Origin of the sequence: Litoribaculum gwangyangense (assembly GCF_039543505.1) — a bacterium.
Lineage (GTDB): Bacteria > Bacteroidota > Bacteroidia > Flavobacteriales > Flavobacteriaceae > Litoribaculum > Litoribaculum gwangyangense.
In genome coordinates this window covers 300,042-322,949 of the sequence record NZ_BAABJW010000002.1, presented here as the reverse complement: position 1 = coordinate 322,949, position 22,908 = coordinate 300,042, and the positions used below count along the sequence as shown (strand labels likewise).

Here is a 22,908-nt window from a genome sequence, read left to right as displayed (position 1 = left end):
TATAATTATTCCATCCTTAAAATAAGACGTATCTTTACGGCTATTAATTCAAAATAAATCTGCAGTATACAAAGTATACGTTATAAACTATGGCAAAATCACAAGTTACCTTTAACAAAATTGAAAAAGAAAAAAAACGATTAAAGAAAAGAGAAGAGAAGCAAAAAAAGAAAGATGCGAGAAAGGCTGAAGCTAAAGACAACCCAAAAGGGATTCAGTTTGCCTATGTAGATTTTAACGGAAATTTAACCGATACACCACCAGATCCAGCAATGCGCGAGAAAATTGAAGCAGAAAGCATTGAACTTGGAATTCCTAAAAAAGAAGATAGAGTTGAAGAAGAACCTTCTGCTAAGGAAGGGAAAGTATCCTTTTTTGATCATTCAAAAGGTTTTGGTTTTATATTGGACAGCATTAACCAAGAAAAATATTTTGTACACGTAAGTGGTATTCTTGAGCCTATTGAAGAAAATGATAAAGTGACTTACGAGTTGGAGCGGGGTGCCAAAGGCATGAATGCCGTTCGAGTGAAAAAGATTTGATTATCAATCTATAAAAATCGTCTTAGTTATGGCATTACATAGTTTAGAGGAAGATGAAGAATACATAAATCTCCAAACCGAGTTAGTAAGGCTACAACAGCACATCAAAGAAACCAATCAAAGAGTTTTAATTTTATTTGAGGGTAGGGATACCGCAGGTAAAGGTGGCGCCATTATGCGGTTTATCCGTTTTTTAAATCCCAGACTGTTTAAGGTAGTTGCGCTTTCTAAACCTACCGAAAGAGAAATGGGCCAGTGGTATTTTCAACGTTACATAGAACATTTTCCTGGACCTGGCGAAATGGTTCTCTTTGATAGAAGTTGGTACAATCGGTCGGTGGTTGAGCCTGTTATGGGCTTTTGCACAAAAAAACAGTATAATCTATTTAACAAGCAGGTAGTACAATTAGAAAAGCTTTTGGTTGAAGATGGCATCCATTTGTTTAAATTTTGGTTTTCTATTAATTCTGAAGAACAAAAACGACGTTTAGAAGAACGGGTTCATAACCCTTTAAAACAATGGAAACTGAGTAGCGTTGACGTAGAGGCTCAGTCCAAATGGGAAGATTTCACGAAATATAAGGAAGCTATGTTCAAAAAAACAGGTAAACCAAATGCGCCTTGGGTGGTTGTAAATGGTAATGATAGGGATGTGGCTAGAAAAGAGGTGATTAGATATGTTGTAAACCGATTTGAGTTTGATAAGAAAGGAGATACTGGAGAACGACTCGAACTAGACACATCTATTGTATCAGAGGTTTTTGATTCTGATAGCCTTAAAGTGTGCCTTTATAAATATAACAACCCTTCTTAATTTATATTTTTTAAACTCCTTAACTGATTATGGCATTACCAAAAAAACCAGTAGTTATAGTTTTAGCATTTTTTGCCATTTATGTTATTTGGGGCTCTACCTATCTTTTAAACAAAATAGCCGTTACTGAATTACCCCCTTTTAAGTTGGCAGCTATACGTTTTATAGTGGCTAGTATTCTAATTTTTATCATCGCCAAACTTTTAAAAGTCAATATTTCAATTTCAAAACAGCAATTTAAAAATACCATTATTGCAGGTTTTTTGTTTTTAACTTTTGGAAATGGAGTGGTTGTTTGGGCACTTAAATTTGTGGATAGTGGTTTTGCAGCTTTAGAAATTTCAGCCCAACCCTTAGTAGTATTAATTTTAATGCGAATTTTTCAAGGTAAAAAAATAGCCACTATGTCTTACATTGGGGTAGTTTTAGGTTTTATTGGTATCTATCTTCTTGTGAGTCAAAAACAACTTATCAGTCAGGAAAATCAAATGGTAGGGATGATTATGATTTTTGTTTGTATGATAAGTTGGGCCTCTGGTAGTTTGTTTGTAGGGAAAGCAGATTTACCATCCAATTATTTTGTGAATACGGGCTATCAAATGCTAACTGGTGGTATTATGTTAGCTATCGCCAGTCTGTTTTTTGGTGAAACATGGTCATTACCAACTCAATGGAGCACTACTGTGCAATGGTCTATGTTGGGACTTATTTTGTTTGGAAGTATCGTAGCGTTTACAGCTTTTAATTATTTATTAAAAGTAGTTTCTCCAGAAAAAGTAGCTACTAGCACTTATGTAAATCCTATTATAGCGCTATTCTTGGGTTGGTGGATTTTAAATGAAACCATTACCCTTCAATCTATAATAGCAGCTGTTGTATTGCTTACGGGGGTTTATTTCATAAATACCAACCGTGTCATTAAACCCAGAGGTATTGGACGTTAAGGCGGCCATAAAATTCATGCTCATAAGCACCATGGCTTTCGCTTGTATGAATGGCATTGTGAGATACTTGGTGCATATAGATGCTTATCAAATCGTTTTTTTTAGATCGCTAAGTTCATTATTCTTTACATTTTGGTTTTTAATAAAAAATAACATACCGCTTCTTGGAAACCAAAAAAAATTATTGGTTTTAAGAGGTCTTGTGGGTGTTACTTCAATGACTTTATTTTTCATGTCAACCAAATATTTGCCCATAGGTACAGCGGTTTCATTACGATATATGGCACCCATTTTCGCGGCTATATTCGCCATTTTCTTCTTGAAGGAAAAAATAAAAATATGGCAATGGTTATTCTTTTTTATTGCGTTTACAGGTGTTATTATTATAAAAGGATTTGATACCGAAGTAAATAGTTATGGATTGTTATTGGTATTTATTTCTGCTATTTTTAGTGGCTTAGTTTATATTTTGATAAACAAAATTGGTAAGGGTGACCATCCGGTAGTAGTAGTTAATTATTTTATGGTTATTGCAACTATTGTTGGTGGACTTTTATCTATTAATAATTGGGTAAATCCAGTTGGTAAAGAATGGTTTATGTTATTTGGATTGGGTGTTTTTGGGTATTACGGACAGGTTTACATGACCAAAGCGTTCCAAGTGGCCTCAACAAATCAAGTTGCACCGCTTAAATATTTAGAAGTAATTTTTACGGTATTGTTAGGCGTTTTTATATTTGCAGAAATTTACACCGTTTGGAGTTTATTGGGTATCGCATTAATTATAGCAGGATTGGTTTTAAACGTCCTATACAAAGCTAAACTGGAATCCAAAAAAAGTTAGAATGAAAGTATCACCACGCATCAATAACATAAGAAGGCGCATCATGCAAAGCATTACCAAAAACATTGGTAAATCGTATTCAGATCCTGTTATTGGTCCCACAAATAAATTGGAAATAAAAAAGGTTTTAATCATTAGACCCAATCATCGTCTAGGCAATCAATTACTTTTAACGCCCATCGTTCAAGAAGTCATTAACACCTTTCCAGATTGCAAAATAGACTTGTTTGTAAAAGGTGGAGTGGCTGTTCCTGTGTTTCAGAATTATAAGGAAATCAATAAAATCATTCAACTTCCAAAAAAACCCTTTAATCATTTGTTTAAATATGCTTTGAGCTGGGTATCCATAAAAAAAACTAAATATGATTTAGTGATTAATGGCGATAAAAACTCATCATCAGGAAGATTACTAACTCAGCTTAGTAAGTCAACTATAAAGGTTTTTGGCGATGTGGACGAAGAAATTCAGGAAAGGTACACTGATTATGAACATATTTCAAAATATCCTATTTACAATCTGAGATTTTATTTAGAAAAACTTGGTTTTGAAAAAAGAAATCATGCCATGCCTGTTTTGGATATAAAACTGGATGTAAATGAAATTACTAAAGGAAAAAAAATTTTGGATAACATCATCAAAAACAATAAAAAAACCATTTGTATTTATACGAATGCCACAGGAGCCAAATGTTATTCTGAAAATTGGTGGGAAACCTTCTATGCTCGTTTGTTAAAGGAATACCCCAATTATAACATTATTGAAATGCTTCCTATTGAAAACATTTCAAAAATAAATTTTAAAGCGCCTCATTTTTTCAGCAAGGATATTCGAGAAATGGCGGCCATAATAAAAAACACTTCTGTATTTATTGCTGCCGATAACGGCGTGATGCATTTGGCAAGTGCCTCATTAACCCCCACTGTTGGTTTCTTTTCCGTTACAGATCCAAATATTTATGCGCCTTATGGAAATGGAAGTATCGCTCTTCATACCGATAAAACTCAAATGAACGACTGGATAAATGCTATAGATAAGATTCTTAAATAGGTTTATAGCATACATTTATTGGGTTTCCTCTTTTTTCAAGTTTCATTGTTTTATCTTTAAACAAATTTCAATACATGAAAACACAATTAAAAATTAAAAACAAACTGCTCATTTTCTTAATGTCATTCGGCATGATAGTATCCTGCAAAGACAAAGCAAAAGAAAACATAGAGGAGATGACTGTAAAAGAAATCAATGTTGAAGGAACAGAAGTGTCATACAGCACAGACAGTACCCAAATGAAAGGCTATATGGCGTATGATAAAAACTTGGAAGGAAAACGACCAGGAGTGATAGTGGTTCACGAATGGTGGGGACACAATGATTATACACGTAAACGCGCCGATATGTTAGCCGAATTAGGTTATACTGCCATTGCCATTGATATGTATGGAGATGGTAAACAAGCGGCACATCCCGAAGACGCCGGTAAATTTTCTGGTATGGTTATGAAAAATATCGATGTAGCAAAAGCCCGTTTTGATGCTGCTTTAAATGTTTTAAAGAATAATCCATCGGTCGATAGTACCAAAATTGCAGCAATAGGGTATTGCTTTGGTGGTAGCGTGGTATTAACCATGGCTAATGCAGGCGAAGACTTAGATGCTGTTGCAGCCTTTCATAGTGGCGTTCAATTACCTATAATGCCCAACAACAAGCTAAAAGCTAAAGTATTAGTCGCCAATGGAGCTGATGACCCCTTTGTATCGCCAGAATCTGTTGCCAATTTTAAAAAGGCTATGGATAGCATTCATGCTGATTATAAATATGTAGCTTACGATGGTGCAAAACATGCTTACACTAGTAAAGGTGCAACCGCCCTTGGTGAAAAGTTTGGATTACCTTTGGAATACAATGCCGAAGCCGATGCTAAATCTTGGGAAGCATTACAAAATTTATTAACTGAAACTTTTAAAAAATAAAACTATATGAAATTTACCAGAAAAGCCAAAGCCCAATGGAAGGGTAGTGGTAAGGAAGGCAAAGGAACTTTAACAACAGGAAGTAAAGTACTTGAAAATACAGCATATTCGTTTCACACCCGTTTTGAAGATGGTGAAAAAGGTACGAATCCAGAGGAATTGGTTGGAGCAGCACACGCAGGTTGTTTTGCCATGCAACTGAGTTTTTTACTTAACGAAGCTGGTTTTACTGCCACCACATTGGATGTGGGTGCTAAGGTAACTTTTGAGGACGGAAGTGTTACACAAATTGATTTACATTTAGAAGGGAATGTACCTGATATTAAAAGTGACCAATTTATTGAAATTGCAAATAAGGCTAAAGAAATTTGTCCTATTTCAAAATTATTAAATGCCAAGATAATTTTAGAGGCAACACTTATCTAAAAGAAAAATCCGCATAATTATTAAACCAGAACATAATATTATGTTCTGGTTTTTTTTATCTAAATGTTGCTCATTTTTAGTCCTTTAGTTTAAAAATTTGCTTAAAATTTTGTATTTTAGAAAGAAAACAAAGTGCTTATGAAGCCTTATAGATTTATTGTTGTGAGTATCATTTTATTGACCATTTACTCTTGCCAATCAACTAGAAAAGTAGCTACAGATTTTGAAATACAAAAGTTGAACACAATGGTTGAAAGTAAGGAATTTATCATAGAGTCGGACTGGGCTTACCCGCAAACCACCAATGCCCTTAACCAGGTTTTAAATTCGGGCATTTTACAACCAGGTAGTAATTCTGCAAGTATCAATTTAATTGGAAATTCCAATTTTTTAAAGATTTTAGGAGATAGTATTTATTCTCATTTACCATATTTTGGTGAGCGACAAATGCAGGTTGGATATGGAGGATCAGGAGATGGAGCCATTAAATTGAAAGGACTCATGAAGAATTATCAATCGGTTAAAAGAAAGGATAATGGCATTGATATTTCCTTTGAAGCTAAAAGTAACTCTGAAAATTTTAATGTAAACATAACAATTTGGCCTTCTTTAAATGCCAATATATCGTTAAATAGTGTCTCACGATTTCCTATAAGGTATTCAGGAAATGCAAAAGAAATTTCAGAAAATGAATAGTTAAATAGCTATTTGTTAATAAAAAAGTCTTTTCATCTATTCATCGTAAAAATTTATAGTTCAAACGATTTTTTTATGTCTAAAGGACTTAGTTATTTAGTTTTGAATGTATTAAATAATAAGCCCCATGAAAAAATTATTTACCCTTTTTTGTTTAGTTAGTTTCGTAGTTAGTCCCAATGTGATTAATTCACAAGAAACGTCAGATGTTTTAAATGAAATTCCAGAAAATTACAAGAAACGTAGTCCTATATATGATTTTTCTGAAAAGCATTTAAACAGTGTGGATACCATTCCCGATTTTGCATCTAAATCAAACAAACTTAAAATTACGGGAATCATTTATGAAAATGATGGCGTAACACCTGCCAAAAACGTATTGCTTTTTATCCATCAAGCAGATGAAGATGGAAACTTTGAGTTACGAAGAGAAAACAAAAAACGCTATGTACACCACAGAGGTTGGGTAAAAACCGATGCTGATGGGCGTTATACATTTTACACCTTTGTACCAGGATCATACATTTACGGTAACGAATTAAAGCAAATTCTTCCAATTATTAAAGAACCAGGTAAACCAGAACAAAAAATAGAGACCTTTGTTTTTGATAACGATCCTTTATTAAAAGAGTCTTGTCGTGAAAAAATCGAACAAACAAATCCTAATAGAATTCTTAAATTAGATAAAAAAGAAGGCCTTTTTGTAGCCACTAGGGACATTATTTTAGGCAAAGAAAACAAATCCGAATATTAATTAAATTTCTCTCACCAAAATAAGAAGCCCATTTAAATATTTAAATGGGCTTTAATATTTTAAAAATACTAGTCGGTTTTACTATATCGATTTTTAATTTGTGCGCCATTTTTCGCCCATTTGAAAAATGGTAAAGCGATTCCGAGAAGGATAATAAATAATGCCAACAAATAAACATTTGTAGGATTAATAAAGGTATTTCCAGCTGTAAAAACCATTAATATAAGTAAGACCGAAAGTGGTAATGATAAAGCTAAAACCGACAGAGCAAATTTAGTGTTAAATGTTTGTTCTTTCTCTGGCAAATCTTTCTCTCTAATAGCAATACTGGAAATATGTGCAAAAGGCCAAAAACTGCAAGCGCTTAATGCAAACGCTATCATAAATAAAACATCATTACCCATTTCGAAATCAAAAACTGAAATAACAAAACCAATCAATAATAAAGATAACCCGTAACGAAGCATGAGTAGTGAAAATATCTGGGTAAATTGTTTTCTTTTAATAGCAACCGCTAATCCAATGAACAATAAAATCAAGGGTGTCATAATATCGCTTAATCGTATGAGGTTTTCTTGAATAAATAAAGGCAAGTCGGTTAAGGTTATCCCAGAGAACAATAATATCAAGGCCAGTATAATAAATAGGTTTACAGGCTCAAAAAGCATCACTTTGAAAAGCGATTTCAATTTAGTGTAAATGGATTCCTTTTTTTGGTTTTTATTTCGGTAAAACCATTTTATCGCCACTAAATACAAAATAAAAAGCACGAAAAATTTATTTCCTAAATCTGCCATGGCAGCTTTAGCTAAATAAGGTTCTCCCAAAAATTCCAAAATAAATGGAAAACATGACAGCCCTGGGGCTAAAGATGGAATTAATAATTTAGCAGTATTGATAATGGGTTTATTGGTAAATCCAAGAATTTGCAATAGCAAAGGCGTAGCAAAAAATAAAACAAGGTTGAATGCTAAGGCTATAAATGGTAAAAAAAGTAAATCGATGTGCAGCTTAACCTTGATAAGTGCAACGAAAATCGTTGCGGGTAAGGCCAGCAATAAAATGATTTTTTTTAAACCATTAATTTCATCCTTGGAACTAAACTTGTTTTTAAGTAAAAGTCCAATAAAAATGAAGGTTATAAATGAAATTGCTTTTACAAGAGCATCAGACATTAAGCAAATATTTCATCCATGGCATTGGTAAATAATTTCATTTCATCCATGGTTCCCATACTCACTCTACACCAATTTTTGCCCCAAAAAGTAAATGCTCTTACACCCACTTGTTTGCTGTACATTTTATTAAGAAAATCACTACCATCCATATCGATTTCAAAAATCATGAAATTGGTTTGAGATGGCAAAAAGCGATATCCTTTTTGCTCAAGGTAATTTTGGGTATAAGCTCTGGCTTCAGCAATTTTGGTTTTAGACATATTTAAAAAGTCTTCACCTTGTAAACTAGTAGTCGCAGCCATAATTGAAGGACCTGTGATACCCATGCCACCTCGAGTGATGTCATTTATTTTATTTAAGGTTTCTTCTTTTCCAACCAAATATCCAATACGCAAACCGGCCATGCCGTGTATTTTTGAAAAGGTTCGTGCTACCATCACATCTTTTCCTTCACTAACCAAACTTACCATACTGTCTACTATGCCGTTATCGGAAAGTTCAATATAAGCTTCATCAATAAAAACAGGCACTTTTTCGGAAACCCTGCGGCAGAAATCTTTTAGTTTGCTAGCATTTGTTATGGAACCTGTTGGATTATTTGGATTACATATATATACCAGTTTGGTATTCGAATCAATACCCGCTTCCATGGCATCCAAATCATGTTGAGAATCGTCCAAAAGCTTATAGGATTTCCATTCGCCACCAACGGATTTAGACACATTGATTAATGACATATAACTGGGGTCTGCACTAACCACATCACCACCATGTTGAAACATCACCATGGCAACTTTCTCCAAAATATCAGATGACCCTGGAGCCATTAAAATATTTTCTGGTTTTACGTTTTCCTTTTTAGCTATAATATTTACTAAGTTGGTTAAAGTTTCCCAAGCATATCGGTTACCTGAAAACACTTCATCTTGAAATGCTTTAGCGGCCAATGGTGGTGGCCCATATGGATTCTCATTTGCACGTAAAATAGCTTTCAATTCAGGTTCAAACAAAACAGGAGGTGTGAACTCATTAAAACTATTTTTTGTATTAAAAAGATAGGTTCTGTTATTGGTTTGTGCCTCTTTTACGGCATTAGCCCAAATATCTGTAGGCATCATGGCCATGCCTGCAAGAGTTAATGTTCCTTTTTTTAGCCAATTACGTCTGCTTAATTTTGATGATTCCATAAGAGTTAGTCGTTTGAATTTTTCCTCTAATTTATGATATTTTTTAAATTAAAAATGTTAAAATTAACTAAACGTTGCATTTTTTATAGTGTTTAAAGAATAATACTTAAAATTTAATATGAATTCTAAATCATCAAATTTGACTGATAAGAATCATTTTATTTTGACATAATATAAGGTAGCTTTGATATCATCTACCAAACACAATGCTATCAATAGCGTTGGGAGTTTTATAACGACGAGATTAAATTGTGTCAATGTAAAAAGTCATTAAACTATAGAAATGAAGCGCATCTTCAGAAAAATATCAATCAAAAAGTATATTGCTTACTTGATATGTATAGCTCTTACAGGTCTATTGATATTAGATTGTTCATCGACAAAAGAAACAAATTACGAATCAAGCTTTTTGGTTTCAGATAAAACGCCAATAGACGGAAAAGAATATGCTATTGATGATCATGAATATCCAATCCATAAACCAGAACTGGCATTACTAAGTTTATCACAAGCTAATGATTCATTAAAACCAATCATTCCTTTGGAAGCAGCAACCGAAGTTGCCATAAATACCATGCTATTTGAAGAATTCAGAAATTCTCACAATGTATATAATGAAAGCCCTGTGGCCAATAAGATTGTGGAAAACTATTTAAACAGTGAAAATAAGGAACCAGATGGTCATTGCCTTTCAGTAAGTAAAGGGCGTTTTGAAAAAGCATACAAAGAAGTTTATGGCCATTTGTTTTATCAAGATTTGCCCGACAGCATGGCCTCTAGGTTTCATTCCCCTAAGCAGGTGTTTGATATGCTTTATGCTTCCGCTTCAGACACTTATCAGGGATGGCGAAGTCTTCCTGAAAAATACCGAGGTAAAGGTAATGCAGGTGCTATTGCTTATGCCGGCATGGGTACTTTAATAGATTCAACAGGCATTTGGGGTGGCGCCTTGAAACCTGGGGCGCTTATGCAAGTTTGGCGGTATGAAGAAGATTATGAAAAGGTTGTTCAAGGTGTAAACGTGAAAAAACTCGATCCTTATGGGCATTCATTCATTTTTATAAGCTATGTGTGCAATGAAAAAAATGACATTATTGGCTTGGAAATTGCCGATCAGGGTTTTCAAAGTTACAGACCCATTTTACCCCGTGATTATGAAGTTTGGTGGGCTGTAAATCTAAGTATATAGAGATCAAATATGCTTAAAAATATAAAAATTAACATTTTAAATATAATTACTTCTAACATAATACGTTAAAAAATAGTAATTTACGACCCAAAACCTACTAAAACGTTTATGTTATTTTTCTTTTTAACACTCTCATTTGGATTTACCAAAGAATTACCGCCTCAAATGAACAAGGTGGCATTTTATATTTATGTTGCTGAAAAGTCTTTGAAAACAAAGGAAATCATTGAAAATAAAGAAGGCATATCTTTCATCTATAAAACAGATAAAGATAGTATAGCAGTTTCTTATTCCAACACCAAATTATATACTGACCAACTTCGTTTACGTCTAAAAGAAGATTTTCGTTTGGGTAATATATCATTTGACCAAATCAAAACAGCTTTTACCAATCAATTAGTTGATAAAATTATCCCGCATTGGTATGGCACTCCTTGGAGTTTTGGAGGTCATACGGCAACACCTAACCAAGGTACCATTGCGTGTGGTTATTTTATATCAACAACTTTGCGCGATATGGGAGTAAATCTTAACCGTTATAAATTGGCTCAAAAATCGCCCATTGATGAAGCTAAAATAATTAGTTGTGGCTCAGTAATTAATAAAGTGGAACAAGAGACACCAGAAAAGGCCTTTGATGAAATTGATAGTTTAACCGAAGAGGGAATTTATTTCATCGGTTTTGATGAGGGTCATGTAGGTTATTTATTAAAGCGAGAGGGTAAATTGTTTTTAATACATTCGAACTATCTTGTACCAATAGCCGTGTGTGTTGAGCCTTTAAAAGAATCTCGCGTTTTTAAGCGTTTTACTAAATTTCACTTAGTAGCCATTTCACACAATCAAATTCTTTTACAGCGTTGGTTAAATAATGCTGAGGTCTTAAAATAATAACGGGCTATTTCACACTTTGCAAAAAGAATATTGGTACGATACTGTACCGGGTGATGTGCCTAAAGGTTGGGTTATATTCTTTTAGCAAATGACTCAACTTGGTGCTTTAGCAAATTATAGCTTCCTGAATAAATTTACTCAATAAAGACTTTTATCAAATGCTAATAGAAAAAACGCTTTTACAAAGCGCCATAGGAGGGAAGTGTAATATATTGGGAATTTATATCACAATAGAATTAACAAGTAGAGGTAACAAATTTAAAAGCACTATACTACTTTCTTCTTTACTTTTTTCTTGGGTTTATTGATAGCTATACAATGAAATCCTCCGCCATATCTATTAAGTTCCACGCAATCTAGCATCACAATTTTCTTTTCAGGAAAAATACTTTTAAATATAATGGCTACCTCTGCATCTTTAGAAATGGCATCTTCGCTTTTTAGGTATTGAGCATAGCTTGGTACAATAACTTTATTTTTGGTAATGATAAAATTCAAGTAACTAGTAGACCTTAAAAAGGCTTTGGTTTTGTTTTTATAATATTCACTTTCAAAAAGTAGTGGCGCTATGGGTACCCTTATAATATTTAAAGGATTTCCATCTTGGTCTGAAGCATTTTTAAGAATCGTATAATTTTCCTCTAAACGCTCATGAGCTATTTTCATAATGGGGTTTGCATCAAGCTCCGTACTATCCACCTGAGCCAATAAAACAGTATTAGGTGAAATAAATCTGCAAAAAGCATCAATATGGTTACCAGCGCCATTTGTGTAAATACTGTCTAAAAGAGGGGTTGCAGCTTGTAATTCGTCTTGTGGAAGTCCTTTTTTTAACCAAATAATTTTTTTTACGCCTAATTTCTTTTTTAATTCTTTAGCTATTTCTGTTTTTGTAAGTTTTGGGTTGTTATCCATTTCATGTTTTTCAACCAAAATAGCCAACCCTTTGCCATTTAACTCCCTAGCGCCACCAACACTTACAAGCTTGGATGCTCTTAACCTTTCTTTAAACAAATATTGGTATTCATAAGGAAAACTATGCCTTTTAAGGTTGTAGTATTTAAAGCTTAAACCTTTGGTTTTTCCACTTTTATTCATCAAAAATGTAGGGCCATAGTCTCTAATCCAAATATCAGTATTTGTAACAGTTTTTAGTTGAACATTTTCCATATTAACACCAAACAATTTAAGTTCCTTAAACACGCTGTCTGGTTCTATTGAACTGGGAATGAATAGTGTAAGATGGTCATCTTCAGCTACATTCTTAACAAAATTAAGGTATGTGTTTAAATAAGCGGGAGACCAAACCACTAAATGGGATTCGGTTTCATCAAAGTCAGTAGACGGTTGATAATCTTGATTATAACAAAAGAAGTACCAAGTAAAACTTGTAGTCATTAAAAGACAAACAAGTACAATAATCTTTGTTTTCATTTAGTGTTACTAATTATACGTAACTATAATCTAAGGTAATATAAAAATGATGTAAAAAAATAAAATGGATTATTTTTTTGTGTTTTATTATCGGAGACCACATCTTCACAAATTGTATTCTAAATTATCTCATGAAATCCATATCAAAAAATTTTTATTAATTTAATTTTCAATAGGAATCATAATCTATTTGTTGAAGAAAAACCTTAACTATGAACAAGGAGAAGTAACCAATTAAAAATCCTTTAAATCGTTTTCTTTCTTGTTTTTAATTTTGGTTTATTAATTGATATACAATGGAAACCGCCACCATTTCTATTCAATTCCACGCAATCAAGCATCACAATTTTCTTTTCAGGAAAAATACTTTTAAAAATAATCTCTACTTCTGCATCTTTAGAAATGGCATCTTCACTTTTTAGATATTGAGCATAGCTAGGAACGATCACTTTATTTTTGGTAATAATAAAATTCAAGTAACTGGTAGACCTTATAAAAGTTCTTGTTTCATTAAAATTTAATTCGCTTTCTATAAGCAATGGCGCCATTGGCACCCTAATAATATTTAAAGGATTTCCATCTTGGTCTGTAGCTTTTTTAAGAATATGATAGTTTTCTTCTAACCGCTCATGAGCTATTTTCACTATAGGGTTTGTATTTATTTCATTGCTATTTACCTTGGCTAATAGCACCGTGTTAGGCGAAATAAATCTGCAAAAAGCATCTATATGATTACCAGCACCATTGGTATAAATATTTCCGAATATTGGGGTTTCTGCCAGTAATTCATCTTGGGGGAGCCCACTTTTTAACCAAATTATTTTTTTTACGCCCAATTTTTCCTTTAACTCTTTAGCAATGTCATCTTTGGTTAGTTTTGGATTGTTGTATGCTTCATGTTTTTCAACCAGAATAGCCAAGCCCTTTCCATTTAATTCTCTGGCACCACCAATACCCACAATTTTAGAGGCCCTCAGCCGCTGCCTTACAAATGATTGATATTCATATGGAAATGTGTTTTCCTCATATTCGTTATACTTAAAGCTTAAAATTTTGGTTTCGCCACTTTTGTTCATTAAAAATGAGGGGCCAAAATCCCGAACCCATATATTACTATTGTTCATCGATTCTAGTTGTACATTATCCATATTAACTCCAAATAACTTAAGTTGTTTAAACAAACTATCTATAACCGTTTTTTTGGGGACAAATAGAGTAACATGATCGTCTTCCGCTAAATTCTTAACGAAATTAACATAGGTGTTGGCATATGATGGAGACCAAACCACTAAATGGGATTCGGTTTCATCAAAATCGGTAGAAGGTTGATAATCTTGATTATAAGAGAAAAAATACCAAGAAAAACTCGCGGTCATTACCAGAGTAACAAGTACAATAATTTTTGTTTTCATTTGAAGTTACTCATTATTGATAGCTATAATCTAATGTAATACAAATATCATTTTAAAAAACACTCACTATAATTATTTTACACCTTTTTTTTTAAAATTTAAATTCTGATAATCATTATTATAATTGTACTATAATTTATATTATGTAAAATAGAAAATTTAGATATATAAAAACCATACCCTCTTCAATAGAATATGGTTTTTACATAATGTAATATGAATTTATTTTATATTACAACCACTCTGAAAAGAAATTCATCATTTCCTCCTTAAGGTCGTAATGCAATTTTATATATTGACGCATATCGTCTTTTAAAGGTTTTTGTTCAAATAATAACCTTCCATCTATAGATTCATTTAAATCTACCACATGTAAATTATTCAATTTGTTTTTACAGCGATGCATTAATTTAGAAATCTCGTTACGTTCTATTTCTATTCGATTTTGGAATTGTTCTATTTGCAGCATGGCCCTTTTATCAAATTCTCTTGCTGCTATTTCTTCTAGTTTTTCTTCAAAAGTATCCATTTCATTAAAATGAAAACGGAGTTCTCTGCGCCAGGTATCTAAATTGAATTTTAAATCGCTTAAATATGATACTTTAGTTTGCATGTTATTAATTTTTATAAGTTATACTTCTAGTTCTTGTAAATCTACTTGTTTTACTAATTCTGCTTGGGTATTTGTGGGCACGGTTTGGTAGGACGAAAACACCGAACTAAACGTTGCTCTTCCTTGTGTTAACGACCTTAAAGTTGTGGAATAGCCATACAATTCGGCAGCCGGACAAATACAATGTAATATCTGATAATGATCCTTACTATCAATGCCTTGAATTATGGCGCGTCTCGACTGTAAATCGGTCATGACATTACCTACCATATCTTCCGGTACTTTAACAGTAAGTTTATTAGTGGGCTCTAATAACATGGGATTGGAATTCAAAAAAGCTTCTTTAAAGGCATGTGCTCCAGCTATTTTGAATGAAATATCATTAGAGTCTACAGAGTGCATTTTACCATCATATACCATAACACGTACATCACGGATGTATGAATTTGTTAAAGGCCCAGATTCCATAACCTCTAAAACCCCTTTCATAACCGATGGTAAATATCTCAAATCTATAGCGCCACCTACAATACAATTATAAAATACTAAGGTACCTCCCCAAGGTAATTCAACGACTTCCTTACCCCTAATATTAAATCCTTCTGGTTCTTCAATACCCTCGTACCAAGGCTCAATTTTAAGATGTACTTGTGCAAATTGCCCAGAACCACCTGATTGTTTTTTATGTCTGTAATTAGCTGTTGATGAACGTTGTACCGTTTCTCTGTATGCTATTTTAGGCTTTCTAAATTCCACCTCAATATTATAGATATGCTTTAACATCCACTGTATCGTAGCTAAATGCAATTCTCCTTGGCAACCTAATAATAATTGTTTGGTTTCTTTGGAAAATTCAACAATAACGGTTGGATCTTGACTATGGATTTTCTTTAAAGCATCGCTCAACTTTTCTTCATCCTTTTTATTAGAAGCATAAATAGCTTTAATAATTCTAGATTCTGGGTATTTTATAGGTTTCATAGTAACCTGATACCCTTTTTCGCATAGTGTATCCCCAGTTTCAGTATGTTTAAGCTTTAAAGTTGCTCCAATATCACCTATGGTTAATTTGCTAACAGAACTTCTGTTTTTTCCATCCATTATAAACAATTGATTTATAATTTCGGTTTCACCATTATTTGAATTTATTAGTTTATCATTCAAATTCACCGTTCCTGAAATTACTTTAAAAAACGTGACTTGGCCTAAATTTGGTTGATGTATGGTTTTGAAAACAAATATTGAAGTTGATGCTTCAATTTTAGGTTCTACTGGCTTACCTTCAATACTCTGTTCAGGTTTCATTTCGTATGCAGCGGGTGCGACATTGTCAATAAAGCCCATTAATCTGCCCGTTCCCATATCGTTTAATGCAGAAACACAAAAGACAGGAAATAAATCATGATTTAACATTCCTGCTTTTATGCCTTGTCGCATCTCATCTTCATTTAGTGTGCCTTTTTCAAAAAACAATTCTAAGAGTTCTTCATCGTTTTCAGCAGCTTTTTCTACTAATTCATTGTGTAGTTTATCCGCTTTTTCAATTTCAGATTGAGGTATTTCCAATTTCTCGGGCTTACCACCTTCTGGAGAAAATTTATAGAGTTTCATTTTTAAAACGTCTACAATGCATTGCGCATCATCTATAATAAGAGGATATTGAATTTTAACCACATTATTCCCAACCAATTTTTTTAAGCTTGTGAAACTTTTTTCAAAGTTGGCCGCTTCATGATCTATTTGGTTAATAACAAACAGCATGGGTTTATGGTACTTATCGATATAACTCCAAATAATCTCGGTTCCTATTTCACAACCATTCTTGGCGTTAATAACATTTACAACGGTATCGGCAACCCGAATAGAAGAAATAATTTCACCTATGTAATCGTCTAATCCCGGTGTATCAATAATGTTTATTTTGTAATTTCTCCATTCAGTATGCAGCGGTGTTGCGTAAACGGAAGTACCGCGTTCTTGTTCAATTTCGTGATAATCGGAAATTGTATTTTTTTCTTCTATACTTCCTCGCCTGTTAATGATTTTTGCTTCATATAGCATTGTTTCGGAGAGCGTTGTTTTTCCGCAGCCATGAGCTCCGACAAAAACAACGTTTTTAATGTGTTTTTCGTCGTATATTTTCATATGATTAGTTTGTGGTTTTTAATTGGTTAAATCAAGTTGATTTTATGACCTATTTTATATCATTTTGTTTATGTTTTAAATTTAACCACAAAAACCAAAGGATAATATGACAAATGTCACATTTGAAATAACCTGTATGTATTTAATATTGCTTCCCTTCTTGTTAAAATTCATTTAATAAATCATTCAATTAAAAATTGAAGCCCTATATTTGTTTGCCCAAATTATCCATATGTTATGAAATCAAAAACCAAAACGAACAAATCACGTTTACAATTACTCCATCAATATTATAACTATACTGGGTTTTACAAGTTTGTATGGAATGCCCTTATAAAATCCTTTCCTTACATTTTGGCTGTGATAGCCCTAATTTATATCGTAAACCATTTTTATGATATTAATGAAGCTTTAATAAGACTCACCGAAATATTGCCATCTTATGGTGTTTTAAGTTTCTTTTTTTTGTCTGAAACCTTATTGGGACTCGTGCCGCCCGAAATATTTATTGCCTGGGCAGGAAAAATGTTTAGCCCTTGGTTGTATTTATCTTTATTAGCTATTTTATCATACGGGGGTGGACTATTAGCTTATTACATGGGACGCTCTATTACTAAAATTCCATCGTTTCATAACTATTTAGAGCTTAAAATGGAAAAACAACTTAAAAACTCAAAAAAATGGGGAGGTTTTTTAATTGTTGTTGGGGCTTTGTTACCACTCCCCTTTTCAATATCCTGTATAGCTGCAGGTATTATTGAATTTCCGTTTAAAAGTGTCGTTGTTTACGGATCTTTACGTTTGATGCGCTTCGCTATATACGGACTCATCATTTTTAATGTACTGTAAAAAGTTTTAAAAGTTTCTGTTTTATCAGCTTAGTGTTATACTTTTGCAAAGCAAAATAACATATAACCATGTCATTTTTTAATATATTTCGTATCATAGCATTCCTTGAGGGTATTTCCTATATCTTGTTACTTTTCTTGGCTACTCCAATAAAATATTTAGCGAATGACCCACAGTATGTGAAACTTTTGGGGATGCCGCACGGTTTACTATTTATCGCGTATGTTATTTTAGCTTACACCCTAAAAAAAGATTACCAATGGAATAAATTGGATTTTAGTATTGTATTATTAGCCTCCATTATTCCCTTTGGAACCTTTTATGTTGATAAAAAATACTTAAACAAGGCATTACAATAAATGGATAGATTTAAACACTTCATTTTTGATTATTTGGTTTCACAAGGTATTTCAGAAAATACATCCAAGTATTTAAATATGCTGGGGCTTTTGCTAGTATTGCTCATAATCATTTCGTTAGTGGATTTTATTATCAGGAAATTGATAAGAACTACGTTTACAAAACTGGCGGTGAAATCTAAAACCAATTTTGATGATTTGCTCATAACCAATAAGGTACCTCGAAATGTAGCGCATATCATACCTCTGCTCATCGCTTTGGAATTTGCTCCCATGGTGTTTTCAGATTTCCCAAATTCTGATGTCGTTATTGAAAAAATTCTTAAAGTATTTTCCATTGTACTGACTTTATGGATTGTAAGAAGTTTATTAAATACACTTAAGGATTATTTTAAAACCTTACCACGCTTAAAAGACAAACCTATTGATAGCTACATACAAGTCTTTATGATTTTTGCTTGGATTGGAGGGGTTTTATCGGCTATTGCTATTATAACGAATATTCCATTTATAAAATTTTTAACTGGAATGGGCGCCATTTCTGCCGTTGTGATATTGGTTTTTAAGGATACCATATTAGGTTTTGTGGCGAGCATACAAGTGTCTATTAACGATATGGTGCGCATAGGCGATTGGATAACGTTTGAAAAGTATGGTGCTGATGGTGATGTTATAGAAATTAATTTAGCCACGGTAAAAGTTCAAAATTTTGATAAAACCATCACCACGATTCCTACCTATGCCCTGATTTCGGATTCATTTAAAAACTGGCGAGGAATGACGAATTCGGATGGACGCCGAATAAAAAGAGCCCTTTACATCAAACAAGAAGGCGTTAAATATTTAACCGATAGTGATGTTGAAAAGCTTAAAAACATTCAACTAATAACCGCATATTTAGAAACGAGACAACAAGATATTAAATCTTATAACGCTTCAAATAACATCAACAAGGATTTTTTAATTAACGGTAGAAATCTAACCAATATTGGAGTTTTTAGGAAGTATATTGATAGTTATCTAAAACACCACTCTGCCATTAATAAAGACATGATGATTATGGCACGCCAATTGGCACCAACAACACAAGGGATTCCCATGGAAATTTACGCGTTTAGCAGCGATAAACGCTGGGAGAATTACGAGTACATCATGTCCGATATTTTCGATCATCTCATCGCTTCACTTCCCTATTTTGATTTGGAGATTTATGAATTGCCAACAGGTTCGAGTTTTAATTCGTCATTGCAAATGTCGTGAAGAAATCTATTGAATCCAAAAAACACAACAAAACTTCCATCCTAGATTCGAACTAATAAATCTCATATAGGACTTATTTCAACATTTCGTATAAGTTGCTTTTATTGCCATTCCATGTAATACTTATTTCACAGGAATTAAAATAAAAAAAGGTAAGCCGTTTCGACTCACCTTTTTTTATTTTTATAGCATATTTTGCTAGATGTTGGCGGCTAGCCAATCCCCTACTTCTTTGGTTCCATAAGCTTTTCCGCCATCGGCCAAATCTTCAGTAACAATACCTTCAGCCAATGCTTTATTCACCGCATCTCTTATAGCTTTGCCTTCTTCTGGTAAATTAAAAGCGGTTTCAAACATCATAGCTGCTGAAAGAACTGTAGCCATTGGATTTGCAATATTTAATCCAGTTGCTTGTGGATAAGAACCATGGATGGGTTCAAACAAAGCGATCTCTGCCCCCATTGAAGCCGATGGCATTAATCCCATAGATCCTGAAATTACAGAAGCTTCATCCGTTAAGATATCACCAAATAAATTTTCGGTTATCAAGACATCATAACTATTTGGCCATTGTACTAAACGCATGGCCACGGCATCAACAAACTCATAACTCACTTCAACTTCTGGATAATCTTTTTCCATTGCCTGAACCGTTTCACGCCACAAACGAGAGGTTTCCATAACATTGGCTTTATCAACACAACACAGTTTTTTAGAACGTGTCATAGCTAATTCAAAACCCTTTTTTGCTAAACGTTGCACTTCAGCTCTTGTATAAACACAGTTATCAAAAGCTGTTTCACCACCATCTCTTCTGCCCTTTTCTCCAAAGTAAATACCACCCGTTAACTCGCGTAAAAATACCAAGTCTGTACCTTCAATGCGCTCCTTTTTTAATGGTGATTTATCTAATAACGATGGAAAGGTAAATGTAGGTCTCACGTTAGCGAATAGCCCTAATTTTTTACGCATTTTTAGTAAACCTTGCTCTGGACGCACTTTAGCTGAGGGATCGTTATCAAAACGTGGATGCCCAATGGCACCGAATAAAACAGCATCTGAAGCTACACAAATATCATGTGTTTCGTCTGGATAAGGTTCTCCTACAGCATCAATAGCTGCTGCACCAGTTAAAGCCGGCTTCCAAGTAATTTCATGTCCAAATTTTAAAGCAACAGCATCGCTTACTTTTACAGCTTGTTCTATAACTTCAGGTCCAATACCGTCTCCGGCTAAAAGGGCAATATTAAATTTCATTTATATAGTCTTAATTAGTAATAATATTTAGCATTTTTTCGGTGGCTTTAATCGCAGAAACCGTTTGATCGGAATCCAAACCGCGAGTTTTAAACTCCTTTTCGGGGCTTTTCCAAGTAATGATGGTTTCACATAACGCATCAGATCGACTACCGGGGGGTATTCTTACCGCATAATCAATCAATTCTGGTAGTACCAATCGTTTCTTTTTAAAAACATTTTTTATGGCGTTCATGAACGCATCAAATTGTCCGTCGCCTTGAGCGTTTTCCTCATAGGTTTCATTTTCAATAGTAATTGAAACTGTTGTGGATGGCTTTAAACCTTTCGAGTGGGTTAAAACATAGGATTCTACCTTTACCTTTTCTTCGTAAGTTCTATCCAAAACATCTGAAATAATATAAGGCAAATCCTCTTTAGTGACCACTTGTTTTTTATCACCCAATTCAATTATACGTTGGGTTACTTTTTTTAAATCTTCATCATTGAGCTGAAGACCTAATTCCTGCAAATTTTTTTGAATATTAGCTTTACCAGAAGATTTACCCAAAGCATATTGCCTTTTTCTACCAAAACGTTCTGGCATTAAATCACTGAAATACAAATTCTTTTTATTATCACCATCGGCATGAATACCAGCGGTTTGGGTAAACACATTAGCACCTATGATGGGTTTATTTGCTGGAATCATGACTCCAGAAAAGTTTTCAACCAACTTACTTACAGTGTATAATACCTTTTCATTTACACTAATTTCAATTTCTGGCATGAAATCGTTAATAACTGCTATAGTGCTAGCCATAGGGGCATTACCTGCACGCTCACCCATACCGTTAACTGTTAAGTGCAAACCATTTGCTCCAGCTCTAGCGCCTTCAATAGCATTGGAAACGCCTAAATCATAATCGTTATGTGCATGAAAATCAAAATGTAAATCTGGGTATTTATCTCTAATTTCTTTAATAAAATTAAAAGATTCATAAGGTGTTAAAATACCAAGAGTATCTGGGAGCATAATTCGTTTTACCGGTTGGGTAGACAAAAATTCTAAAAACTCAAAAACATAGTCTTTGGAATTTCGCATGCCATTGCTCCAATCCTCTAAATATACATTGGTTTCTATACCCTTTGTTTTCGCCAATATTATATTTTCTTTTATTTCTTCAAAGTGCTGATTTGGAGTTTTTTTAAGCTGGTAAGTTAAATGATTTAATGAGCCTTTTGTTAAAAGATTTTGCACTTTCGCACCGGCTTCAATCATCCAGTTTATAGATACACCATTGTCAACAAAAGTTAATACTTCAATATTGTTTATATAATTGTTTTCCTTAGCCCAACGTGTAATGTCTTTTACAGCTTGAAATTCACCTTCAGAAACTCTTGCTGAGGCTATTTCGATGCGATCAACCTTTAATTCTTCCAATAAAAGTTTCGCAATTGTTAGTTTTTCGGAAGCAGAAAACGACACACCTGAGGTTTGTTCACCGTCACGCAATGTCGTATCCATTATTTCTAAATGTCGTATTGCCATTATAGCATCAAGCCGTTTGCAAATTCTTCTATTTCACTTTTCATGCTTTGTAAATAGTCAATATCATCAAAACCATTAAGCATGTTATCTTTTTTGTAACTATTAATCTCAAACGATTCTTGAGCTCCAGTGGATTTTATGGTAATAATTTGCTCTGGAAGATTAACTTCTATTTCAGTATTGGGATCTTTATAGATTTCTTCAAAAATTTGTTCAGAAAACTCTGGGCTTACTTGAACGGGTAAGACACCAACATTTAAACAGTTGTTTCTAAAAATATCAGCAAAAAAACTAGATACTACACAACGGAAACCGTAATCGTAAACGGCCCAGGCCGCATGTTCTCTTGAAGAACCGGAACCAAAGTTTTTTCCACCTACTAAAATCTTTCCTGAGTATATGGGATTGTTTAAAACAAAGCTTTCTTTTGGCGATCCATCGTTATGGTATCGCCAATCTCTAAAAAGATTATCACCAAAACCCTTGCGCTCTGTTGCTTTTAAGAAACGAGCAGGTATAATTTGATCGGTATCCACATTTTCCAATGGAAGCGGAACCGCAGTACTTGTTAATATGTTAAATTTATCGTAAGCCATTTTTAATGTTTAT

23 protein-coding genes are annotated in these 22,908 nt (G+C 33.5%); 14 read left to right on the top strand and 9 right to left on the bottom strand.

Annotated elements, in window-relative coordinates; all coding sequences use genetic code 11:
* Positions 1-89 precede the first annotated feature (89 nt).
* From ABD963_RS07060 to ABD963_RS07020, 9 genes are all read left to right on the top strand, one after another.
* Positions 90-542: a cold-shock protein gene (locus tag ABD963_RS07060; protein ID WP_345276255.1), complete on the top strand. Its 453-nt coding sequence runs from the start codon at positions 90-92 to the stop codon at positions 540-542.
* A 28-nt stretch (positions 543-570) separates the two neighbouring features.
* Positions 571-1,356 carry a polyphosphate kinase 2 gene (gene ppk2, locus ABD963_RS07055; protein ID WP_345276254.1) on the top strand — a complete coding sequence of 262 codons (786 nt, stop codon included), beginning with the start codon at positions 571-573 and terminating at the stop codon, positions 1,354-1,356.
* Between the two features lie 29 nt (positions 1,357-1,385).
* On the top strand, positions 1,386-2,300 hold the full coding sequence (locus tag ABD963_RS07050) for an EamA family transporter (RefSeq protein WP_345276253.1): 915 nt from the start codon (positions 1,386-1,388) through the stop codon (positions 2,298-2,300).
* Between the two features lie 16 nt (positions 2,301-2,316).
* Entirely contained in the window at positions 2,317-3,144 is an 828-nt protein-coding gene (locus tag ABD963_RS07045; protein WP_345276724.1) for a DMT family transporter, read from the top strand.
* Between the two features lies 1 nt (position 3,145).
* The gene (locus ABD963_RS07040) at positions 3,146-4,192 is read left to right on the top strand and encodes a glycosyltransferase family 9 protein (RefSeq protein ID WP_345276252.1); all 1,047 of its coding nucleotides are present in this window, start codon (positions 3,146-3,148) and stop codon (positions 4,190-4,192) included.
* Between the two features lie 74 nt (positions 4,193-4,266).
* The gene (locus ABD963_RS07035; protein WP_345276251.1) at positions 4,267-5,115 is read left to right on the top strand and encodes a dienelactone hydrolase family protein; all 849 of its coding nucleotides are present in this window, start codon (positions 4,267-4,269) and stop codon (positions 5,113-5,115) included.
* A 6-nt stretch (positions 5,116-5,121) separates the two neighbouring features.
* Entirely contained in the window at positions 5,122-5,541 is a 420-nt protein-coding gene (locus tag ABD963_RS07030) for an OsmC family protein (protein WP_345276250.1), read from the top strand.
* Positions 5,542-5,679: 138 nt separating this feature from the next.
* The gene (locus ABD963_RS07025) at positions 5,680-6,237 is read left to right on the top strand and encodes a DUF4251 domain-containing protein (RefSeq protein WP_345276249.1); all 558 of its coding nucleotides are present in this window, start codon (positions 5,680-5,682) and stop codon (positions 6,235-6,237) included.
* 127 nt (positions 6,238-6,364) lie between these two features.
* Positions 6,365-6,991: a dioxygenase family protein gene (locus tag ABD963_RS07020; protein WP_345276248.1), complete on the top strand. Its 627-nt coding sequence runs from the start codon at positions 6,365-6,367 to the stop codon at positions 6,989-6,991.
* Positions 6,992-7,059: 68 nt separating this feature from the next.
* Here the strand turns inward: ABD963_RS07020 and ABD963_RS07015 are convergent, their stop codons facing one another.
* Both ABD963_RS07015 and ABD963_RS07010 read right to left on the bottom strand, forming a co-directional pair.
* A complete protein-coding gene (locus tag ABD963_RS07015; protein ID WP_345276247.1) occupies positions 7,060-8,166 on the bottom strand; it encodes an AEC family transporter in 1,107 nt (368 codons plus the stop codon).
* Positions 8,166-9,356 (bottom strand): pyridoxal phosphate-dependent aminotransferase, encoded by a 1,191-nt coding sequence (locus ABD963_RS07010; protein WP_345276246.1) that lies wholly within the window; start codon positions 9,354-9,356, stop codon positions 8,166-8,168. Before ABD963_RS07010 ends, ABD963_RS07015 begins: the two co-directional genes overlap by 1 nt.
* A 283-nt stretch (positions 9,357-9,639) precedes the next feature.
* Between ABD963_RS07010 and ABD963_RS07005 the strand changes: the two genes are divergently transcribed.
* Together ABD963_RS07005 and ABD963_RS07000 are read left to right on the top strand one after the other, a co-directional pair.
* The gene (locus tag ABD963_RS07005) at positions 9,640-10,545 is read left to right on the top strand and encodes a hypothetical protein (protein WP_345276245.1); all 906 of its coding nucleotides are present in this window, start codon (positions 9,640-9,642) and stop codon (positions 10,543-10,545) included.
* 108 nt (positions 10,546-10,653) lie between these two features.
* A complete protein-coding gene (locus tag ABD963_RS07000; RefSeq protein ID WP_345276244.1) occupies positions 10,654-11,436 on the top strand; it encodes a hypothetical protein in 783 nt (260 codons plus the stop codon).
* 270 nt (positions 11,437-11,706) lie between these two features.
* Here the strand turns inward: ABD963_RS07000 and ABD963_RS06995 are convergent, their stop codons facing one another.
* The 4 genes from ABD963_RS06995 to ABD963_RS06980 form a co-directional block, all read right to left on the bottom strand.
* The gene (locus tag ABD963_RS06995) at positions 11,707-12,873 is read right to left on the bottom strand and encodes an agmatine deiminase family protein (protein ID WP_345276243.1); all 1,167 of its coding nucleotides are present in this window, start codon (positions 12,871-12,873) and stop codon (positions 11,707-11,709) included.
* Positions 12,874-13,118: 245 nt separating this feature from the next.
* Entirely contained in the window at positions 13,119-14,285 is a 1,167-nt protein-coding gene (locus ABD963_RS06990) for an agmatine deiminase family protein (protein ID WP_345276242.1), read from the bottom strand.
* A 232-nt stretch (positions 14,286-14,517) separates the two neighbouring features.
* Positions 14,518-14,898 carry a hypothetical protein gene (locus ABD963_RS06985; RefSeq protein ID WP_345276241.1) on the bottom strand — a complete coding sequence of 127 codons (381 nt, stop codon included), beginning with the start codon at positions 14,896-14,898 and terminating at the stop codon, positions 14,518-14,520.
* An 18-nt stretch (positions 14,899-14,916) separates the two neighbouring features.
* Positions 14,917-17,043 carry an elongation factor G gene (locus tag ABD963_RS06980; RefSeq protein ID WP_345276240.1) on the bottom strand — a complete coding sequence of 709 codons (2,127 nt, stop codon included), beginning with the start codon at positions 17,041-17,043 and terminating at the stop codon, positions 14,917-14,919.
* Between the two features lie 237 nt (positions 17,044-17,280).
* Here ABD963_RS06980 and ABD963_RS06975 point away from each other — a divergent pair, with 237 nt between their 5' ends.
* The 3 genes from ABD963_RS06975 (at position 17,281) to ABD963_RS06965 (ending at position 19,511) form a co-directional block, all read left to right on the top strand.
* Positions 17,281-17,892, top strand: coding sequence for a YqaA family protein (locus ABD963_RS06975; RefSeq protein ID WP_345276239.1), 612 nt, complete (start codon positions 17,281-17,283; stop codon positions 17,890-17,892).
* Positions 17,893-17,960: 68 nt separating this feature from the next.
* Positions 17,961-18,251: a DUF3817 domain-containing protein gene (locus ABD963_RS06970; protein ID WP_345276238.1), complete on the top strand. Its 291-nt coding sequence runs from the start codon at positions 17,961-17,963 to the stop codon at positions 18,249-18,251.
* Positions 18,252-19,511, top strand: a complete 1,260-nt coding sequence (locus ABD963_RS06965) for a mechanosensitive ion channel family protein (RefSeq protein ID WP_345276237.1) — start codon at positions 18,252-18,254, stop codon at positions 19,509-19,511. It abuts the gene before it with no gap.
* 198 nt (positions 19,512-19,709) lie between these two features.
* On the opposite strand, the gene leuB is transcribed toward ABD963_RS06965, so the two are convergent.
* Genes leuB through leuD form a run of 3 tightly spaced genes read right to left on the bottom strand, consistent with a single transcriptional unit; the run spans position 19,710 to position 22,895 of the window.
* Entirely contained in the window at positions 19,710-20,768 is a 1,059-nt protein-coding gene (gene leuB / locus ABD963_RS06960; protein ID WP_345276236.1) for a 3-isopropylmalate dehydrogenase, read from the bottom strand.
* Between the two features lie 10 nt (positions 20,769-20,778).
* Complete coding sequence (locus ABD963_RS06955) at positions 20,779-22,299, bottom strand: alpha-isopropylmalate synthase regulatory domain-containing protein (protein WP_345276235.1); 1,521 nt, start codon at positions 22,297-22,299, stop codon at positions 20,779-20,781.
* The gene (leuD, locus tag ABD963_RS06950) at positions 22,299-22,895 is read right to left on the bottom strand and encodes a 3-isopropylmalate dehydratase small subunit (RefSeq protein ID WP_345276234.1); all 597 of its coding nucleotides are present in this window, start codon (positions 22,893-22,895) and stop codon (positions 22,299-22,301) included. Before leuD ends, ABD963_RS06955 begins: the two co-directional genes overlap by 1 nt.
* Positions 22,896-22,908 lie beyond the last annotated feature (13 nt).

What these genes read in the sequence shown, in the direction of transcription:
- ABD963_RS07025 (WP_345276249.1), top strand. Translation starts at nt 5,680, where the DNA reads ATGAAGCCTTATAGATTTATTGTTGTGAGTATCATTTTATTGACCATT.
- ABD963_RS07010 (WP_345276246.1), bottom strand. Translation starts at nt 9,356, where the DNA reads ATGGAATCATCAAAATTAAGCAGACGTAATTGGCTAAAAAAAGGAACA.
- ABD963_RS06975 (WP_345276239.1), top strand. Translation starts at nt 17,281, where the DNA reads ATGAAATCAAAAACCAAAACGAACAAATCACGTTTACAATTACTCCAT.
- ABD963_RS06980 (WP_345276240.1), bottom strand. Translation starts at nt 17,043, where the DNA reads ATGAAAATATACGACGAAAAACACATTAAAAACGTTGTTTTTGTCGGA.
- ABD963_RS07020 (WP_345276248.1), top strand. Translation starts at nt 6,365, where the DNA reads ATGAAAAAATTATTTACCCTTTTTTGTTTAGTTAGTTTCGTAGTTAGT.
- ABD963_RS07035 (WP_345276251.1), top strand. Translation starts at nt 4,267, where the DNA reads ATGAAAACACAATTAAAAATTAAAAACAAACTGCTCATTTTCTTAATG.
- ABD963_RS07040 (WP_345276252.1), top strand. Translation starts at nt 3,146, where the DNA reads ATGAAAGTATCACCACGCATCAATAACATAAGAAGGCGCATCATGCAA.
- ABD963_RS07000 (WP_345276244.1), top strand. Translation starts at nt 10,654, where the DNA reads ATGTTATTTTTCTTTTTAACACTCTCATTTGGATTTACCAAAGAATTA.
- ABD963_RS06985 (WP_345276241.1), bottom strand. Translation starts at nt 14,898, where the DNA reads ATGCAAACTAAAGTATCATATTTAAGCGATTTAAAATTCAATTTAGAT.
- ABD963_RS07015 (WP_345276247.1), bottom strand. Translation starts at nt 8,166, where the DNA reads ATGTCTGATGCTCTTGTAAAAGCAATTTCATTTATAACCTTCATTTTT.
- ABD963_RS06995 (WP_345276243.1), bottom strand. Translation starts at nt 12,873, where the DNA reads ATGAAAACAAAGATTATTGTACTTGTTTGTCTTTTAATGACTACAAGT.
- ABD963_RS07005 (WP_345276245.1), top strand. Translation starts at nt 9,640, where the DNA reads ATGAAGCGCATCTTCAGAAAAATATCAATCAAAAAGTATATTGCTTAC.
- ABD963_RS07045 (WP_345276724.1), top strand. Translation starts at nt 2,317, where the DNA reads ATGCTCATAAGCACCATGGCTTTCGCTTGTATGAATGGCATTGTGAGA.
- ABD963_RS07060 (WP_345276255.1), top strand. Translation starts at nt 90, where the DNA reads ATGGCAAAATCACAAGTTACCTTTAACAAAATTGAAAAAGAAAAAAAA.
- ABD963_RS07030 (WP_345276250.1), top strand. Translation starts at nt 5,122, where the DNA reads ATGAAATTTACCAGAAAAGCCAAAGCCCAATGGAAGGGTAGTGGTAAG.
- leuB (WP_345276236.1), bottom strand. Translation starts at nt 20,768, where the DNA reads ATGAAATTTAATATTGCCCTTTTAGCCGGAGACGGTATTGGACCTGAA.
- ABD963_RS06965 (WP_345276237.1), top strand. Translation starts at nt 18,252, where the DNA reads ATGGATAGATTTAAACACTTCATTTTTGATTATTTGGTTTCACAAGGT.
- ABD963_RS06990 (WP_345276242.1), bottom strand. Translation starts at nt 14,285, where the DNA reads ATGAAAACAAAAATTATTGTACTTGTTACTCTGGTAATGACCGCGAGT.
- ABD963_RS06955 (WP_345276235.1), bottom strand. Translation starts at nt 22,299, where the DNA reads ATGGCAATACGACATTTAGAAATAATGGATACGACATTGCGTGACGGT.
- ppk2 (WP_345276254.1), top strand. Translation starts at nt 571, where the DNA reads ATGGCATTACATAGTTTAGAGGAAGATGAAGAATACATAAATCTCCAA.
- leuD (WP_345276234.1), bottom strand. Translation starts at nt 22,895, where the DNA reads ATGGCTTACGATAAATTTAACATATTAACAAGTACTGCGGTTCCGCTT.
- ABD963_RS06970 (WP_345276238.1), top strand. Translation starts at nt 17,961, where the DNA reads ATGTCATTTTTTAATATATTTCGTATCATAGCATTCCTTGAGGGTATT.
- ABD963_RS07050 (WP_345276253.1), top strand. Translation starts at nt 1,386, where the DNA reads ATGGCATTACCAAAAAAACCAGTAGTTATAGTTTTAGCATTTTTTGCC.